This is a genomic window from Yersinia fenwicki, assembly GCF_043099325.1.
GTDB lineage: Bacteria > Pseudomonadota > Gammaproteobacteria > Enterobacterales > Enterobacteriaceae > Yersinia.
The window spans coordinates 1,808,861-1,826,926 of sequence record NZ_CP170755.1; the positions used below are offsets into that span (position 1 = coordinate 1,808,861).

The window sequence follows — 18,066 nt, forward strand, 5'->3', positions numbered from 1 at the left end:
TTATGATTTAGGGGGAGATGTGGGAGTTAATATTTTGTCGAACGTCAATAGAATGTCAAAAGGGTCACGCGCGATCAGCGTTAGATGGCTGGGGGTTACTCTCTTGCTGTCATTATTCACTTCTCAGGCCATGGCTTTTTCGTTAGATGATGTGGCTAAGCAGGCACAAGCTCTGGCGGGTAAAAGTTTCGAAGCACCGAAAAGTAATCTTCCATCGCAATTTCGTGAAATGAAGTTTGCCGACTACCAGCAGATTCAGTTTAACCATGATAAATCGTATTGGAATAAATTGGACACGCCATTTAAGTTAGAATTTTATCACCAAGGTATGTACTTCGACACACCGGTGCAAATCAATGAAGTCACTGCCACCAGTGTGAAACCTATCAATTACAGCCCAGACTATTTTAACTTTGGCTCGGTCAAGCATGATCCTGAGTCAGTGAAGAATTTGGGTTTTGCCGGTTTCAAAGTGCTATATCCCATTAACAAAGCGGATAAAAATGACGAAATCGTCAGTATGTTGGGTGCCAGTTATTTTCGTGTGATTGGTAAGGGCCAAGTTTATGGTCTTTCTGCGCGCGGGCTGGCAATTGATACCGCATTGGCCTCCGGTGAGGAGTTCCCACGATTTCGCGAGTTCTGGATTGAGCGACCAAAGCCTAATGACAAACATTTAGTTATCTATGCATTGCTGGACTCCCCGCGTGCAACTGGCGCTTATAAATTTATTATCTATCCGGGGCGTGACACCACTATTGATGTGCAGGCGAAAGTATTCCTGCGCGACAAAGTCGAGAAACTTGGGATTGCACCATTAACCAGTATGTTCCTGTTTGGCCCAAGCCAGCCATCTGCGGTGCTGAACTATCGCCCAGCGTTGCATGATTCCAATGGCCTGTCTATTCATGCTGGAAATGGTGAATGGATTTGGCGACCGCTGAACAATCCTAAACACTTGTCAGTCAGCACTTATACTATTGAAAATCCGCAAGGGTTTGGTTTGCTGCAACGTGGTCGTGAATTCTCTCAATATGAGGATTTAGACGATCGTTACGACTTACGCCCAAGTGCCTGGATTGAACCACGCGGCGATTGGGGTAAAGGTAAAGTCGAGCTGGTGGAAATTCCGACGGCAGATGAAACCAACGATAACATCGTGGCTTTCTGGACTCCGGATGTCCTGCCGGATGCCAAAACTTCGCTTGATCTGAATTACCGCCTGCATTTCACCCGTGATGAAGAGAAATTACATTCACCAGATGTGGCTTATGTAAAACAAACTCTGCGTTCAACCGGTGATGTGAAACAGTCTAATCTGATCCGTGAGCCAGATGGTAGTGTCGCTTTCCTGATTGATTTTGTTGGCCCAGTACTGAAATCACTCGATGAAAATGCGCCATTAGCTTCGCAGGTCAGTATCGATGACAATGGTGAATTGATTGAAAACAGTGTTCGTTACAATCCAGTGACCAAAGGCTGGCGTTTGACACTGCGGCTAAAAGTTAAGGATGCCAAGAAACCAATAGAAATGCGCGCTGCGCTGGTTAACGGCGATAAAACCCTGACTGAAACCTGGAGCTATCAGCTACCTGCCGATGAATAAGTCAAATCCATCTCCTGTACAGGATTATATTGCCAACTTGCCCCTGACTGCGCAGCAGCAAGGGGCGTTGCGCGATGCTTTACCCGAGGATGTGCTGCTGACCAGCACACCTAATGCGATACCTCGGGTTCATCAACAATTGGCTGCTGGCACTGCTGACGGTGTGGAGTTCAGTGAGCAAGACAGTGCATTGGCTTCGGTCAATGCCCGTTTGCAAGCGGCATGGCCTGACGCGCTGGACGATGGCAAGTTACTGGTGCAAGACGACGAAGGGCGCACGGTTATTCATGCCGCGCCACCGATCAAGCGTACCAGCATGGCGCCGCAGGCCTGGCGAACCAATCCCGTCGGGCGTTTTTGGGATTCATTATTAGGCCGCAGCCCTGTTTCACGTGCACAAACACATGAACAGGCTCTTGCCGAGAAGAAATGGCGCAGCGTCGGTTCTCTGCGCCGCTATATCTTGTTGATACTGATTGTGTTGCAAACCACCATTGCGACCAGCTATATGAAGACCATTCTGCCTTATCAGGGATGGGCATTGATCGATCCTTTCGCCATCTGGCAGCAGAACTGGCAGGTTTCGATCATGCAATTGCTGCCTTACTTACTGCAAACCGGCATTCTTATTTTGTTCGCTGTGCTGTTTTGTTGGGTCTCCGCTGGCTTCTGGACCGCGCTGATGGGGTTCCTGCAATTACTGATTGGTAAAGACAAATACAGCATTTCTTCCACTATCAAAGGGGATGAAGCGTTAAACCCGGCACATCGGACGGCGCTGATTATGCCTATTTGTAATGAGGACGTGGAGCGGGTGTTTGCTGGTTTGCGCGCGACTTATGAGTCAGTGGCGGCCACCGGACAGCTTGAGCACTTTGATATTTATGTGCTGAGCGACAGTTATGACCCTGATATCTGTGTGGCGGAGCAAAAAGCCTGGCTGGAGTTGTGCCGTGATGTTGATGGGCATGGCCGTATTTTCTATCGCCGCCGTCGCCGTCGGGTAAAACGCAAAAGTGGCAATATTGATGACTTTTGTCGCCGTTGGGGTAGCCAGTATAGCTATATGGTGATTCTGGATGCCGACAGCGTGATGAGTGGTGGGTGTTTGACCGGGCTGGTGCGGCTGATGGAAGCCAATCCGAATGCCGGGATCATTCAGTCTGCGCCGAAAGCATCAGGCATGGATACGCTGTATGCCCGAATCCAGCAATTTGCCACCCGTGTTTATGGCCCACTGTTCACTGCCGGTTTGCATTATTGGCAGCTGGGCGAGTCCCATTATTGGGGCCATAACGCCATTATCAGGGTGAAGCCGTTTATCGAGCACTGTGCACTGGCTCCGTTACCAGGTGAAGGCTCATTCGCCGGTGCCATTCTCTCTCATGACTTTGTCGAAGCGGCATTAATGCGCCGTGCCGGATGGGGGGTGTGGATTGCCTATGACCTGCCGGGCAGTTATGAAGAATTGCCACCTAACCTGCTTGATGAGTTAAAACGTGATCGCCGTTGGTGTCACGGCAACTTGATGAACTTTAGGTTGTTCTTGGTTAAGGGCATGCATCCGGTGCATCGGGCGGTGTTCCTGACCGGCGTCATGTCCTACTTATCAGCACCGTTGTGGTTTATGTTCCTGGTGCTATGTACTGCGCTGCAAGCAGTGCATACCCTGATGGAGCCGCAGTACTTCTTGCAACCGCGTCAGCTGTTCCCGGTATGGCCTCAGTGGCGACCGGAATTGGCGATTGGCCTGTTCTCCACCACTTTAGTATTGCTGTTTTTGCCTAAGTTACTGAGTATCATTCTTATCTGGGCCAAAGGGGCGAAAGAGTACGGTGGGCCGATTCGTTTGTTGCTGTCAATGCTGGCGGAAATGCTGTTCTCAGTATTACTGGCACCGGTTCGAATGCTTTTCCACACAGTATTTGTGGTGAGTGCCTTCCTCGGCTGGTCAGTACAGTGGAATTCGCCACAACGCGATGATGATGCTACGCCGTGGAGTGAAGCTATGGTGCGTCACGGGCCACAATTGATGCTAGGTGTGGTTTGGGCCAGTGGTGTAGCCTGGCTGGATCTGCGTTTCTTGTGGTGGCTATCGCCCATCGTTTTCTCGCTGATCTTATCTCCGGTGGTTTCGGTTCTATCCAGCCGACGTACCTTGGGATTGGCTAGCAAGCAAGCGAAATTATTCCTGATTCCTGAGGAATATAATCCGCCGCGGGAATTGGTCGCGACGGAAGAGTATCTGAAACTTAACCATCAGCGAGCGCTTAGCGACGGTTTCTTCCATGCGGTAATGAATCCATCCTATAACGCCTTAGTCAGCGCGATGGCAACGGCTCGTCATCACTCTCGTGCGATTATCGAACAGTATCGTGTCGAGCGGGTGGCACAAGCGCTTCAGGCAGGGCCGGCGAAATTGGCCAAATTGCAACGCTTAGAATTGCTGAGCGACCCGGTCATGATCTCACGCTTGCACCAGCAGGTTTGGCAGCAGCAGGAACTGTACCAAACTTGGAACGACCATTATCGCCAGCTGGCGTATAATCTGAAGGCCTTCCCCGCCGCGAAATAGCGGATAGGTCAAAATAGGAAAACGGGCACAGGGATGGCCCGTTTTTTTCTGCAAATATGAAGTTTTATCTGAATATAAAGAGCCAATTGACTCCATGTCTACCTTGATCTACCGCTGGCATCACTTGATGCGCATTATCATCCTCGGGGGCGGGATTATGTTGCTATCCGGCTGCGGCAGTATTATCAGCCGCACCGTGCCGGGGCAAGGGCATGGAAATCAATATTACCCCGGTGTGCAATGGGATATGCGCGCAGGGCCGTGGAAATATGTCACGGTTATTGATGTCCCATTATCAATGATTGTTGATACCTTTATGCTGCCGATTGACGCTCATCACGGCCCCTATGAATAACAGTAGGTGACTTTTGTATGCCATCTCAACCCGCCAAATCGTTTGACTCATCCGTTTTGCCATCAACCTCAGTGATGCGCGTTGCCAGGCCTACTGATAATCTTAAATTAATCAGTGAAATGTATTGTCGAGGTCTGGGTTTTTCTGAACTAGGTAGTTTTTCCGATCATCAGGGATTTGATGGTGTCATTTTGGGACACCCGCATCACGCGTACCATCTGGAGTTCACTCATCATCGTGGTGCACAGGTAGGGCGGGCACCGACGTCGGATAACCTATTAGTATTTTATCTGCCGGACGAGAAGCAGTGGCACAATCAGTGTCAGCAAATGCGCACTGCGGGTTTTTGTCAGGTGGCGTCTTATAACCCCTATTGGGATGTGAGCGGCAAAACCTTCGAAGATATCGATGGGTATCGAGTGGTACTACAGCAACGTGAGTGGGTTGTGTAAGGTTCAGGTTGTTTCCTGAATGAAAAAAACCGCTACAGGAGCGGTTGAGGTTAATGGCAAAGTGCTCGTATCGGTAGATCGTAAAGACGCCATAAACCCTTCCCAGGAGGCTCGAGCTGCGCCATCCCTGGCGCGGACGCTTTACTCCTCTGCCTGTTTTCACCTTACAAGATCGAGTCGTTAGGCTTTTTCAGCCGTCTGAATCCGCCACTGGGGCGGGTTGAGAAATGCGACAGATTAAGTCTTGGTTATCAGGCGGTTTGCTGGCCCTGAGTGTTGTTCATCAATCGGCGAATAGGCACGATAAGCAATATCAATACCGCTGCACAGATAACCAATGCAATGGAGCAACGAGCAAACAGGGTTGGCAGCATATCAAGTTGATCCGCTTTAACATGACCCCCAATCAAGCCCGCTGCCAGGTTGCCCAGTGAACTGGCGCAGAACCACAGTCCCATCATTTGACCGCGCATTCTGTCGGGCGCCAGTAAGGTCATCGTCGCCAGCCCGATAGGGCTAAGGCACAATTCGCCTAATGTTAGCAGCAGAATACTCATCACCAACCACAATGGCGAAACACCCGCGCCACCGCTGCTGAGGACATGCTGTGCGGCGTACATCATCACGGCGAAACCTGCCGCAGCACATAAAATACCAATGACGAATTTAGTGATACTGCTTGGTTGAATCTTTTTCTTCGCCAGTGCTGGCCACGCCCAACTGAATACCGGTGCTAACAGAATGATAAACAGTGCATTAATTGACTGGAACCAGACTGTCGGGATTTCAAAACCCATCACCATACGATCGGTATAGTCGTTAGCAAACAAGTTAAATGAGGTGGGTTTCTGTTCAAAGGCAGACCAGAAGAAGGCCGCAGAGACTAACAGGATGAAACATACTAATAAACGGGCGCGATCTTTACGGCTCATTTTGGCAAAAGCGAACAGATAGACAAAATAGAGTGTTACGGAGGCGGCAATAACATACACCAGCAAGCTGGCAATTATCACCGGATTAATGGGGATCACGCCCTGTGAAATCAGCGCAATAATGACTACCACCACAGCCATAATGGCGGTAACCCATTTGCCCACCCCCTGACGCTGGTTGGTCGGTTTATTCCAGCTTGAATCCAGACCCACTTCTGCGTCATAGCGCTTCATGGCCGGTATGGCAAAGCCACGGAAGATAAGTAATGCTACCAGCATCCCAATCCCGCCAATACCAAAGCCCCAATGCCAGCCGTGGGTACGCAGCAACCAACCAGAGAGCAGCGGTGCGATAAACGAGCCCATATTGATACCCATATAAAACAGTGAGAAACCACCGTCGCGACGGGCATCACCCGGCTTATAGAGGGTGCCGACCATAACCGAGATACAGGTTTTGAATAGGCCGGTACCCAGAACAATAAACACCAAACCGATAAAGAACAGGTCATTACCGAAGAAGGCCGAGAGGGCAATGGACAGATGTCCCAATGCAATCAGAATTGAGCCGTACCAAACTGCGCGCTGTTGGCCCAGCCAGTTATCAGCTAACCAACCGCCGGGTAACGCTGCCAGATACATACTCCCGGCAAAAATCCCGACGATAGCTGAAGCTTGTTCGCGTGGCAGGCCCATACCACCATCAAAAACGGTGGCAGCCATAAAAAGAATTAAGAGAGGACGGATGCCGTAGAACGAGAAACGCTCCCACATCTCGGAAAGAAACAGTCCACTGAGCGGATAAGGATGCCCAAAGAACGTACGACCGCCAGGGGTGTTAATAGAGGTTTGCATAAAGTCTTCCCATAGAATCGCCTAAAATGAGCGAATAAGCCCATCATACTTCAAGCTGCATGTGCGTTGGCTACCTGGGTGCACCCCAGCCACTGACTTATGTAAGCTCATCGGGATTTACTCAGTTTTCGCTTTCCTGCAGCTCGAATTATTTAGGGCGTAATTATCATCGAGAGTTATCTCTTTGGCGCACTGGCCAATAGTCGGAGTTAACACGCGTTACAGTAGAATTTAACGCAATAATAACGTCATTTTTTAATTTCCACCGGGGGTTATATCGTATTTTTAGATGAAAAGTCGACATACTTTATAATTATCAATCAGTTTAAACCGAATTTGGTGGCTATTTACGTTGTTTTTATAAGTGTTTTTCGGTTTTTTATGCTGAGAAAGAACCCTGTAATGGCGCTGTTATCAAGAGTAATAGGTGGTGGGGATTAACTATCTTGCCGTTGTTGGAGTGCACGTTGCTGTGCCTTTATAGGTTGGCGTTGCAAACACCAGTAAGAGTAAAAGGCATTAAACAGCACGATGACCGCTGTGACACAGAATACTGCCCGGAAGCCATAGCTGGCAGACACCGCCGCACCGAGTAATGGGCCACTGACATTACCCACATCACGGAATGATTGGTTATAACTAAAAATTCGCCCCGCGACCTGATTGGTACAGTTATAAATTAGCAAAGTTTGCACCGCCGGCAACAACGCACCATCTGTTGCGCCTAATAAAAATCGCAAAATACCCAGTTGTAGCGGGGTTTGAACAAAGGCCATCGGGATAAGAATCAGCACAGATAATGCCAGCATGGCGATTAAAATGCGCTCAGGCCCGATTTTATCCCCCAGCTTGCCTAATCGAGGTGCACTTATCAATGCAGCCACACCGGGCACTGAGGCAATCATGCCACTGACAAAGGCCAGATTATGAATGTCTCCGGCCAGTTCGCGCACATACAGAGTCAATATGGGCGCAATCGAACCGGTCGCAATCTGAATGATCATGGTGGTGACAAACAGACTAAGGATTAACTTAGGGTTTTTCAGTGAGTTAAATACCTGTCGCCCATTGAGCATATCTTTTTTCAATACCGGCGCAAACTGCTCCCTGACATAAAGCCAGGTCATGACAAAGCAGGCGAGTAACACCCCGGCGGTAATAAAGAACACCGGCCGTAATCCATAATTATCTGCCAATAACCCACCAATCAGTGGCCCGATTAATGCACCACTGACCCCGCCGGTTGAGAGCGTACCCAGTGCCCAGCCACTTTTATTGCGCGGCACTTGGGTGGCAATCAGTGCATTGGCATTAGGAATAAATCCGCCCAATAACCCCAGCAGGGCGCGTAGAGCCAAAAACTGCCAAATATTTTGCGCCATTCCCATCAACACCATCACAATCCCCATGCCGATCGCTGATCGCAGTAGCATAATCTTCCGACCTTTACGGTCAGCAAGGCTACCCCAGAAAGGTGCTGCAATGGCTGAAAACAGGAATGTAATACTGAACACCAGACCTGACCACATGTTTAACGACTGGTGGCCGCTCACCCCTAATTCCTCCACATACAGTGGCAAGAATGGCATGATCAAACTAAATGCCGCACCGGTTAAAAAACAGCCTAACCAGGTGACAAATAGGTTTCTTTTCCAGTTAACAGATTGTGGTCCCGAAGTCATAAATTACCGATTAAGCAAGGGATTGCTTCTCAACAAGCTGATCGCTTTGCGTCTCTTTATTCGTCGATTGGGGCGTTTGAAGTGGCAGCAAAGCACAAGAATAAAACAGTTAGCTTGGTAAGTATGCGCTTATAGAGCATTCACATCAATGAGATGAATGTTAGTTTTTATTAAAATGGAAAGCGGGTTTGAAATGCGGGGATATGCTTATTCCATTTGGTAATAATGGAATAAAAAGCCACAGCACCAGCGGCGCAGCGGCTTTTTTATCACATCAGCAGAGTGATGTTTGTTATCAGCGATAAGCTTCATTCTTGGTGACGGAATAACGACCGCTACCCAGCAACATGATAGCGACGCCACCGAGGAAATACATCGCTTCGTTTTCCAAACCCCATGCACCTACTTGAGTCAGGGTGAAGAACTTACCGGTACCCACCATCAACACTGCAACCAGCAGGTTAACCGCATAAATAAATGCGGCAGGGCGGGTAAACAGACCAAGAATAATCAGAATAGGGGTTACAATCTCGCCAATGTAAACACCATAAGCGACAAAACCTGGAATGCCCTGTGCCTGTAAAGACGCGGCTATCCAACTGGTGCCGTGCTGAATTTTTGCCACACCATGAAATAACATTAAAACACCGAACGTCAGGCGTAATAACAGTTTGCCGCCGTTCGGGTGATCTGTAAGCCGTGTGAACCAGAGATTGAGAGTTGCCAGCATATATAGATATATCCTTATCAAGAAAAATATTCCCGTCATACTTCAAGCTGCATGTGTGTTGGCTGCCTTTGCTCACCCAGTCACTGACTTATATAAGCTCTTGGGATTTACTCAGTTGCCGCTTTCCTGCAACTCAAATTATTTAGGGTATAACCAGAAAATAACTCAGAGAAATTAATTCAGTATCGTCAGACTAGTACTATATTTCTATTGGATAATACTGATAGATTGTATCAAAAAAACTGATGCAAACTAATTCTCATTATCATTGGTTATATTATTTTGATCTAAGTTAGTTACTCATATAGCGAAGGTGTGCCCTCTGGTCGGGTTTTAAAACGCCGGTGGAGCCACATGTATTGATCCGTCGCGCGCTCAATCTCTTTCTCGACCACTTTATTCATAAATGCCGCAGCTTCCACTTCATTATCCAGTGGGAAGTTATCCACCGCCGGCTGTAAAAGCAGCTCATAGCCTTTCCCATCCGGTAGTCGTCGCGGGGTGAAAGGAATAATGGCCGGTTTACCCATGCGTACCAGCAGATAAGTCCCGGTGGTGGTGGCGGCTTGATCAACAGCAAACAACGGCACAAATACACTGCTGCGTGGGCCGTAATCATGGTCTGGTGCATACCAGATAATTTCACCCTGTTTAAGGCTGCGGATCATCCCTTTGAGATCTTTGCGGTCCAGCATAGCTTTGTTGGAGCGCATGCGGCCCCAAGTCTGCATCCAATCCATAGCTTTATTATCATGTGGCCGATAGACACCAATCCCTGGATTGTAGATACCGAAAATACGCGCACCCAGCTCTAGCGTCAGGAAATGTAAGCCTATTAACAAAATCCCTTTACCTTCATCGCGTGCTTTTTGGATATGTTCCAGCCCACTAACACTGCACCAACGTTCAATGCGCCAATTAGGCCAAAACCACGCCATCCCCGTTTCAAATAACCCCATGCCGACGGATTCAAAATTCTTCACTAGCAGTTTGTCTCGTTCACTTTTGGGCATATCCGGGAAACACAGCTCCAGATTGCGCTGTGTAATACGCTTGCGTCGTTTAAGAAATCGCATGGAAAAGCGTCCAAGGGAGGTACCCATAGCATAAATCACCGGGTACGGGAGTAGCACCAGCAGGTAGAGAATACCGAGGCCGAGCCACGTCAGCCAATAACGAGGGTGCAATAGTGAGCGATTAAAAGAAGGAACTTGCATATCTGTTTTTATCGTCCTTGTCATTCGTTCGGACAGCGAACTATTTAAAGTATATTTGCTATTGATGGTGCGCTAGAGTTCATAAAAGAACCTCAATAGGCCCTGTACCAACCTGCTTATCTGCCGTTTTAAGGTAGACTATTGTGGCATTTTTAGGGGATTACAGGAAAAAAGACCGCACCAAAAAATCATTTTTATGCCTTTTTGTTGAAGTTTTCATCAGAAAAATATCAGTTTGACTGTTATGTGACCAAGGTCGATTCGGCTATTTTATCGGATTTAATAAGCTGACTAACTCTGCAAGGCTATTGACGGCCATTTTTTCCATTACTTTGGCGCGATGGACTTCGACGGTTCTAACGGAAACACAGGCTCTATCTGCGATATCGCGATTAATCAAACCTTGCATTACCCATTGGGCAATCATCTGCTCCCGCGGGGTCAGTGAGGCATAGCGCAGTTGTACCTGTCGACGGGTGACAAGCTGTTTTGATTGTACAAAACCTTGTTGCAATGCCGCGATTGATGGCGACGTTGCGACGGGTTTTTGCAGGAAATCGACGGCCCCTAACTTCATTTGTTCAACCGCTTGTGGTACTTCGCCGTGCGCGGTGAGAAATATCACCGCCAGCGTACTGTTTAGCTGGCGCATCTGGGCATAAATCTCAGTGCCATCAAGCAATGGCATGCGAATATCGAGCAACACTGCGCCGGGCTGATATAAATCAGCTTGCGCCAGAAAGCGGTCACCCTCATGCCACACTTTCACTTTGTAGCCGAGGCTTTCCAATAAAAAACGGCAGGCATCAGTGACGGCAATATCGTCATCAACCAGGTGAATGAGTGACAAAACTAAGCTCCTTGCTTGGGTTAAGTGGCAACGTCATGGTGACATGCAGCCCCATATGGCCATTGGCGGCAACCTGATTGCGTAATGTCAGATTGCCGCCCTGGCTGTTTATTAGCCGTTGGCAAATTACCAGACCAAGGCCGAGGCCTTCACTTTTGCTGGAGCGGAAAGGGGCAAAAGGTTGGCTGAGTTGCTCTATGGTCAATCCTCCGGCGTCATCTTGCAATGTCAGTGTCACTGCGTTGGCTTGCTGATGAGCACTAAACCATAACTGACGCGCACCTGCTTGCAAACTATTGGTTATCAGGTTGCACAACACCTGATCCAGTAATGTAGGCGGCAAATGTAGCGCAATCTGTGGGGCAATATCGGTATGTAGCTGGCAAGACGGTTGCTGTTGCTCTGCTCCTAATAATTGCCACAGATGCAACAGCAGTTCTGGCAGCGACGGGCTGATGGTCGCCCTTTCAGATGTGGGGGATTTCCCTGCCCACAAGCGCAAATTAGCAATGGTATCGGCCCCGCGTTGAGCCTGCTGGCTGATCTGCCCGAGAATGGGCAATAAAGGATGATCCGCTTGCTCTCGTTGTAGGCGAATGCCGCAGCCGTCGGCATAATGTTGAATGGCAGAAAGCGGCTGGTTCAGTTCATGAGCAAAGCCCGATGCCATTTCGCCCAGAATACTTAGGCGTTGGGCTTGTTCTAATGCGCTCTCTTTGATTCTGAGTTGCTGGTGTAGTTGTTCAAGCTGGCGACTGCGGCGACGCACCAGAAAAGCAACCCAAATATGATTAGCGCCGAGCAGCAGTAGAATCAGCACAATAGCGGCAATCAACAGCCGGTGCTGCTGCGCCCAATCGAGAATTTGTTGCCAAAAATAGGGCTGTTGTGGGTGCTGATTGACCGAGCGCAACAGGGTTTCAACCTGACGGGTCGAAGAGGGTGCCCCCCACTGCGGTTCCTTGCTGTCAGCGGGGTTAAGCAAAATTCGCGTTACATTATCGGCTAACTGATCTGGGACATGTGACAGCGCGGCAAATGACCAGTTTGGGTACAACTCGGTGCTGGTTAGGCAGGGGATAGTGGCTTGTTTTGCCAGTAATGGTCGAAAATCGCGGGCATGCACCAACCCTTCAGCTTGCATATCTTCCAGCAGGCAAGTGGGGACAATAGCCGCAGAAATGGCGCGATCACGTAGCAGATAAATTAGCGCATCTACCGGAAAGCCAGAAAAATGCAGCTTGAAATCTTGTTCAGGTTGTAGCCCTGCATCGCGTAATGCTTTGTATCCCAATAAGTAACCGCCAAAAGCCTCGTGTGACACCGCGCCGACACGTTTGCCTGTCAGCCCAAGTGGTGAGCGGATATCACTGTCAGCCCGCACCAAAATGACACTGCCAATCACATTGCGACTAGTGCCATCTGGCTCATGGCTTGAGCGCAAAGACACTAGCCAGCGCAGCGGGAAGTGGCTATCAATCTGCACATATTGCGCCGGATTGGTGAGCAGAAAATCAATTCGATTCTGCGCGACGGCGTCTTTCATCGCATGTAAGTCCAGCGGCAATAACTGAAAATGCTGCTCCGGCAGTTGCCGATTCAAATTATCGACCAACGGTTGCCAATGTGCTTGTGCCTGAGCATCGCCGCGTAGCGCTAGCACCCCAATCGTCCAATCACGGGCGTGGGCGGCAGAAATACAGCCAAACAGCATTATCGCCAGCACTCTGAAATACATGCATGTTCCTTTTTATGATCCCTGTCGCAGGGTGTAATTGTCCTGGATCAAGTCCCTAAAGGGAATGTGGAAAACCACAATAGGGCTTCTGCTCGTCGATTTCTACAATCCCTGTATCAAGAAGAGGGTGAGAAAAAATGGATCAAGGGAAGAGAGCATTTCTACAGCGTCTGGGGGTGTTAACCGCCGGAGCCGCACTGGCGCCATTAGCTGATGCGGGCTGGCAGATGGAACCAGTACGCAAACAAGGTGATATCAAACGGCGCTATGCCATGTTGATTGATTTACGCCGCTGTATTGGTTGTCAGGCATGCACCGTCAGTTGCGCCATAGAAAACCAATTGCCGCAAGGTCAGTTCCGCACCACCGTTAATCAATATCAGATTGCGCTAGCGGGTGCAGAAAGTGTCACTAACGTATTACTGCCTCGCTTGTGTAATCACTGTGATAATCCGCCTTGTGTGCCGGTCTGCCCGGTACAAGCTACTTATCAGCGGCAAGATGGCATCGTAGTGATTGATAATACCCGCTGCGTAGGTTGCGCCTATTGTGTGCAGGCTTGCCCTTATGAAGCCCGATTTATCAATCACAGCACTCAAACGGCAGATAAATGTACTTTCTGTGTTCACCGCCTTGATGCCGGATTATTGCCAGCCTGCGTGGAGTCCTGTGTCGGTGGAGCACGGATTATTGGTGACTTGCGTGATAGCAATAGCATATTGCGCAAAATGCTATTGGAGCATACCGCTGACATCAAAGTATTGAAACCGGAGCAAGGTACCCATCCACAGGTGTTTTACCTCGGATTAAACGAGGTGTTTACTCAGCCATTACAAGGCCAACCAGCGCTCTGGCAGGAGGTTCATGCATGAACCATGAAACGATGATTCGTGAAATTCTGGCTCGCCCGCAGGATATCGCCTGGCTACCCTGGGCCGTGCAATATTTCTTCTTTATCGGTCTGGCGTTCAGCGCGGTACTGTTTACGGGCGGCCAGCGCATCTGCGCCCGTCAAGGGAAGTTGTCCGCGCAGCAAAGTCAATTTGAGTTCGCAGCACTGATGCTGGCGGTGACTGCCGTTGTGGTTGCCCCTCTGGCACTAAATGCAGATCTTCATCAACCGGCCCGTGTTTGGCATTTTTATGCGCATTTCACCCCGTGGTCGTGGATGTCATGGGGCTCCATCTTCTTGCCGCTGTTTAGCCTGTTGGTGATGGGCTATTTTCTAGCGCTGATTTATAGCCGGTTAAAGGCCAAACCCTTACCACGGTTGCTGGCCGGGTTAGCACTACTTTGTGGGTTTTCCGCTATCAGCATTTTGCTTTACACCGGACGAGAGGTATCGATATTACGCGCCCAACCGCTATGGTTTAGCGGGTGGTTACCGCTGTTTATTTTCCTGACTGCCTGTCAGGCCATTCCCTCTTTATTAGCGCTATGGCTGTGGCGCGAACCGCAATATCAACGCCCGCTGGCGCGCTGGCAACTGTTCAGTTTAGTGGTGTTGGCATGGGTTACCTTGTTGTGGGTCTATAGTGATAAGTTGTGGGCCAGCGGCGATAACCCTTCCGCCCAAGCCCTGCGCCATTGGGCTGTTCAGTCGCTATCAATCGCGCTACTTCCGGTGACGCTGTGGTTGCTGCTATTCGGGTTGGCTCTATTCAATGGCAGAAAAACATTATCCACTCCGGTGATAGTAACTCAGGCATTGATCGCACTGACACTGTGCTGGTCAGTACGCTGGTTGCTACTGATGCAAACGCAAAACTTGCCTAAATACAATGTGTTAGCTAACCCCTACACCTTGCCATTGGGTAGCGAAGGATTGCTGGCAATTATTGGTACTTTCGGATTATGGGTCGCAGCAATCATTGCTATCCGAGAAAGTGTCAAATGGCTTGAACAAAAAGTAACAGGTGCAAACCGAGTGGAAGGGGAAATACATCATGGCTAAGTCTACACGGCGTCAATGGTTAAAGAGCAGCTTAGCCTTGGGTGGCGTATTGGCGTTTGGTGCCAGCTACCATGCGGTCGCGCGCAAAACATTGGCTGGATTGGTAGATGGTAGTGCGGGCAAACTGACACGTGATCCCATCAGTGGTAATGCTTTGCCTACAGAAGGGCGAGTCGGGTCACACTGGCAGGCCAATCCCCAGCAGGCTGTTTCCATGACACAATGCTTTGGCTGTTGGACGCTGTGCGGCTTGCGGGTGCGGATCGATACTCAGCAGAACAAGATCCTGCGCATTGCTGGTAACCCTTATCACCCCTTATCTCATGACCACCACTTCCCTTATCAATTACCGGTAGGCGAAGCGCTGCAACGTCTTGGCGGTGAGCAGGGCATGACAGGGCGCTCAACCGCTTGTGCCCGCGGGGCAACCTTGTTAGAAGGCGTCGAGAGTCCTTACCGCATAACGGAACCGATGAAGCGAGTGGGGCCGCGCGGTAGTGGTAAATGGCAGCGTATCAGTTTTGAACAATTAGTCGCTGAGGTGACCGAAGGTGGCGATTTATTTGGCGAGGGGCCGGTTGAGGGGCTGCGCGCTATCCGTGATTTGGATACACCGATTGATGCTAAACAGCCCTCTTTAGGCCCGAAAGCTAACCAGTTGTTGGTAACCAATGCCGGTGATGATGGGCGAGATACTTTTATTAAGCGCTTTGCTCATCAGGCATTTGGCACTAAAAATTTGGGTAGCCACGGTGCCTATTGTGGGCTGGCCTACCGCGCCGGTTCTGGTGCGTTGATGGGGGATTTGGACAAAAATGCCCATGTTAAGCCTGATTGGGATAACGTCCGTTTCGCTCTGTTTTTAGGAACCTCACCGGCGCAATCGGGTAACCCGTTTAAACGTCAGGGGCGACAGTTAGCCAATGCCCGCCAACGGGATGATTTCAATTATGTGGTAGTCGCTCCTGCTTTACCGTTGACTACCACGCTGGCCAATCAGCATAACCGCTGGGTTCCGGTACTACCGGGAACCGACGCTGCACTGGCGATGGGAATCATCTGCTGGATTATCGAACAGCATCGATTTAACCACGCTTATCTTGCCATTCCTGGTGAAATGGCGATGCAAGCCGCCGGGGAACGCAGTTGGACTAATGCCAGCCATTTGGTTATCACCACAGAAGCCCATCCGTTGGCGGGGCAGTTTTTACGCGCCGATATGTTGAGTGGCGAACCGGTCGCTGAGGGAGAGGAAAGCCCGGTGTTAGCGAAAGCCATTGATGGGACGTTACAACCCGCGGCTCAGATGTTACAGGCCGAATTGTTCGTCACCGAAGACGTCACCTTGCATGATGGTCAAAACGTACAAGTGCAATCGGGCATGACATGTCTGCAACAAGCTGCCGCGCGCTTTACGCTGGCCGAATACAGCCAGCAATGTGGCGTGCCGGAAGCGACAATTATTGGTTTAGCCCGCGAGTTCACAGCCTATCAGCGTCAGGCTGCGGTGATTTCACATGGCGGCATGATGGGGGGCAACGGGTTTTACACCACTTGGGCAGTCATGATGTTGAACGCCATGATGGGTAACCTCAACCTTAAAGGCGGCGTATCGGTCGGCGGTGGCAAGTTTGATGGTTTTGCTGATGGGCCGCGTTACCAGTTAGCCACCTTTGCCGGCATGGTTAAGCCAAAGGGGCTACCGCTATCGCGCAGTAAACAGCCTTATGAAAAGTCAGAAGAATATCAGCAGAAAATCCAACAAGGGCAATCAGGTTATCCGGCCCGTGGCCCGTGGTATCCGTTTGTTGGCGGGCAGTTAACCGAACAATTAGCCCCAGCGTTGGCGGGTTACCCCTATCCACTGAAAGCCTGGATAAGCCATATGACCAACCCGCTGTATGGGGTGGCGGGCCTACGCAATCTCATTGAAGAGCGGCTGCAAGACCCCGGTCAGTTACCCTTATTCATCGCTATCGATGCTTTTATGAATGAAACCACCGCGTTGGCAGATTATATCGTGCCGGACACGCATAATTTTGAAAGTTGGGGGTTCAGTGCGCCGTGGGCTGGTGTGTTAGTGAAGGCCAGCACCGCTCGTTGGCCAGTAGTAGAGCCACGCACGGCACGCACCGCGCAAGGTGAACCGGTGGCAATGGAAAGTTTCTTGATTGCTGTTGCCAAGGCGATGAAGTTACCGGGATTTGGGGCCAATGCCATGCAGGATAGCGAGGGGAATAGCTTGTCGCTGGACCGCGCGGAAGATTATTACTTACGCGCGGCGGCTAATATTGCCTATGGTGGCGAAAAGCCGCTGCCAGCGGCCGCTGATGACGAATTGCGCCTAACGGGCGTTGATCGTTTATGGCCTGCACTTCAGCACAGTTTGTACCAAGACGAGCAGCGGCGTGTGGCGTATTTACTGGCTCGTGGTGGGCGATTTGCGCCGTATGAGAAAAGCTGGAACGGTAATGCCACTGGGCCACAATGGAAAAAACCACTGCAAATCTGGAATGAAAATGTGGCGAAACATCACCATGCCATTACTGGTGAGCGCTACAGCGGCTGCCCGACCTGGTATCCGCCGCGCTTGTCGGACGGCTCGGACGTGTTTGAGCATTATCCGGCAACCGACTGGCCATTACGCTTGATGTCATTTAAATCTCATCTGATGAGCAGCTCAACAGCGATGATTGAGCGCCTACGTGCGGTCAAATCCACCAATCTGGTGGCGATCAACCCACAAGATGCGCAGCGTAATGGTATTCAACATGGTGATATTGTGCGGTTAATGACCCCTGGAGGGCAGATGGAAGTGCAAGTCAGTCTATTGGATGGCGTTATGCCTGGTGTTGTTGCCATTGAGCATGGTTATGGTCATCGCGAAATGGGGGCCAGAGCTCACACACTGGATGGCGTTGTGATGGCGTCAGACCCACGAATCGGCCAGGGAACCAATTTGAACGATCTCGGTTTTACCGACCCCACCAGAGAAGTCCCCAACACTTGGCTCGATTGGGTGAGTGGTGCGGCAGTCCGACAGGGGCTACCGGCTAAATTACAACGAATAAGCTAATACACGAAAATTTTAACCGATGGATAAATAAACCCCTCTCACTT

At 50.1% G+C, this 18,066-nt stretch carries 13 protein-coding genes; 7 read left to right on the plus strand and 6 right to left on the minus strand.

Features of this window, described 5'->3' with window-relative positions:
• Positions 1-52 precede the first annotated feature (52 nt).
• The 4 genes from ACF3VQ_RS08125 to ACF3VQ_RS08140 all read left to right on the plus strand — a co-directional run bounded on the left by ACF3VQ_RS08125 (position 53) and on the right by ACF3VQ_RS08140 (position 4,988).
• Entirely contained in the window at positions 53-1,606 is a 1,554-nt protein-coding gene (locus tag ACF3VQ_RS08125) for a glucan biosynthesis protein G (protein WP_392435490.1), read from the plus strand.
• The gene (mdoH, locus tag ACF3VQ_RS08130; protein ID WP_392434596.1) at positions 1,599-4,181 is read left to right on the plus strand and encodes a glucans biosynthesis glucosyltransferase MdoH; all 2,583 of its coding nucleotides are present in this window, start codon (positions 1,599-1,601) and stop codon (positions 4,179-4,181) included. Before ACF3VQ_RS08125 ends, mdoH begins: the two co-directional genes overlap by 8 nt.
• 94 nt (positions 4,182-4,275) lie before the next feature.
• Positions 4,276-4,536 carry a YceK/YidQ family lipoprotein gene (locus tag ACF3VQ_RS08135; protein ID WP_392434598.1) on the plus strand — a complete coding sequence of 87 codons (261 nt, stop codon included), beginning with the start codon at positions 4,276-4,278 and terminating at the stop codon, positions 4,534-4,536.
• A 17-nt stretch (positions 4,537-4,553) separates the two neighbouring features.
• Positions 4,554-4,988, plus strand: coding sequence for a VOC family protein (locus ACF3VQ_RS08140; RefSeq protein WP_392434600.1), 435 nt, complete (start codon positions 4,554-4,556; stop codon positions 4,986-4,988).
• Positions 4,989-5,239: 251 nt separating this feature from the next.
• Here the strand turns inward: ACF3VQ_RS08140 and ACF3VQ_RS08145 are convergent, their stop codons facing one another.
• The 6 genes from ACF3VQ_RS08145 to ttrS form a co-directional block, all read right to left on the minus strand.
• A complete protein-coding gene (locus tag ACF3VQ_RS08145) occupies positions 5,240-6,775 on the minus strand; it encodes a peptide MFS transporter (protein WP_392434602.1) in 1,536 nt (511 codons plus the stop codon).
• A gap of 437 nt (positions 6,776-7,212) precedes the next feature.
• Positions 7,213-8,457 carry a multidrug efflux MFS transporter MdtG gene (gene mdtG, locus ACF3VQ_RS08150; RefSeq protein ID WP_392434604.1) on the minus strand — a complete coding sequence of 415 codons (1,245 nt, stop codon included), beginning with the start codon at positions 8,455-8,457 and terminating at the stop codon, positions 7,213-7,215.
• 295 nt (positions 8,458-8,752) lie between these two features.
• On the minus strand, positions 8,753-9,187 hold the full coding sequence (locus ACF3VQ_RS08155; RefSeq protein ID WP_392434606.1) for a DoxX family protein: 435 nt from the start codon (positions 9,185-9,187) through the stop codon (positions 8,753-8,755).
• A 296-nt stretch (positions 9,188-9,483) separates the two neighbouring features.
• Positions 9,484-10,404 (minus strand): Kdo(2)-lipid IV(A) acyltransferase, encoded by a 921-nt coding sequence (locus tag ACF3VQ_RS08160; protein ID WP_392434608.1) that lies wholly within the window; start codon positions 10,402-10,404, stop codon positions 9,484-9,486.
• A gap of 265 nt (positions 10,405-10,669) precedes the next feature.
• Complete coding sequence (gene ttrR, locus ACF3VQ_RS08165; protein WP_392434610.1) at positions 10,670-11,254, minus strand: tetrathionate respiration response regulator TtrR; 585 nt, start codon at positions 11,252-11,254, stop codon at positions 10,670-10,672.
• On the minus strand, positions 11,232-12,992 hold the full coding sequence (gene ttrS / locus ACF3VQ_RS08170; protein ID WP_392434611.1) for a tetrathionate respiration histidine kinase TtrS: 1,761 nt from the start codon (positions 12,990-12,992) through the stop codon (positions 11,232-11,234). The genes ttrR and ttrS overlap by 23 nt, the downstream gene beginning before the upstream one ends.
• 137 nt (positions 12,993-13,129) lie before the next feature.
• On the opposite strand from ttrS, the gene ttrB reads away from it, so the two are divergent.
• Genes ttrB through ttrA form a run of 3 tightly spaced genes read left to right on the plus strand, consistent with a single transcriptional unit; the run spans position 13,130 to position 18,022 of the window.
• Entirely contained in the window at positions 13,130-13,864 is a 735-nt protein-coding gene (gene ttrB, locus ACF3VQ_RS08175) for a tetrathionate reductase subunit TtrB (RefSeq protein ID WP_392434613.1), read from the plus strand.
• Positions 13,861-14,946 (plus strand): tetrathionate reductase subunit TtrC, encoded by a 1,086-nt coding sequence (gene ttrC, locus ACF3VQ_RS08180; RefSeq protein ID WP_392434615.1) that lies wholly within the window; start codon positions 13,861-13,863, stop codon positions 14,944-14,946. Before ttrB ends, ttrC begins: the two co-directional genes overlap by 4 nt.
• Entirely contained in the window at positions 14,939-18,022 is a 3,084-nt protein-coding gene (gene ttrA / locus ACF3VQ_RS08185) for a tetrathionate reductase subunit TtrA (protein ID WP_392434617.1), read from the plus strand. The genes ttrC and ttrA overlap by 8 nt, the downstream gene beginning before the upstream one ends.
• Positions 18,023-18,066: the final 44 nt, after the last annotated feature.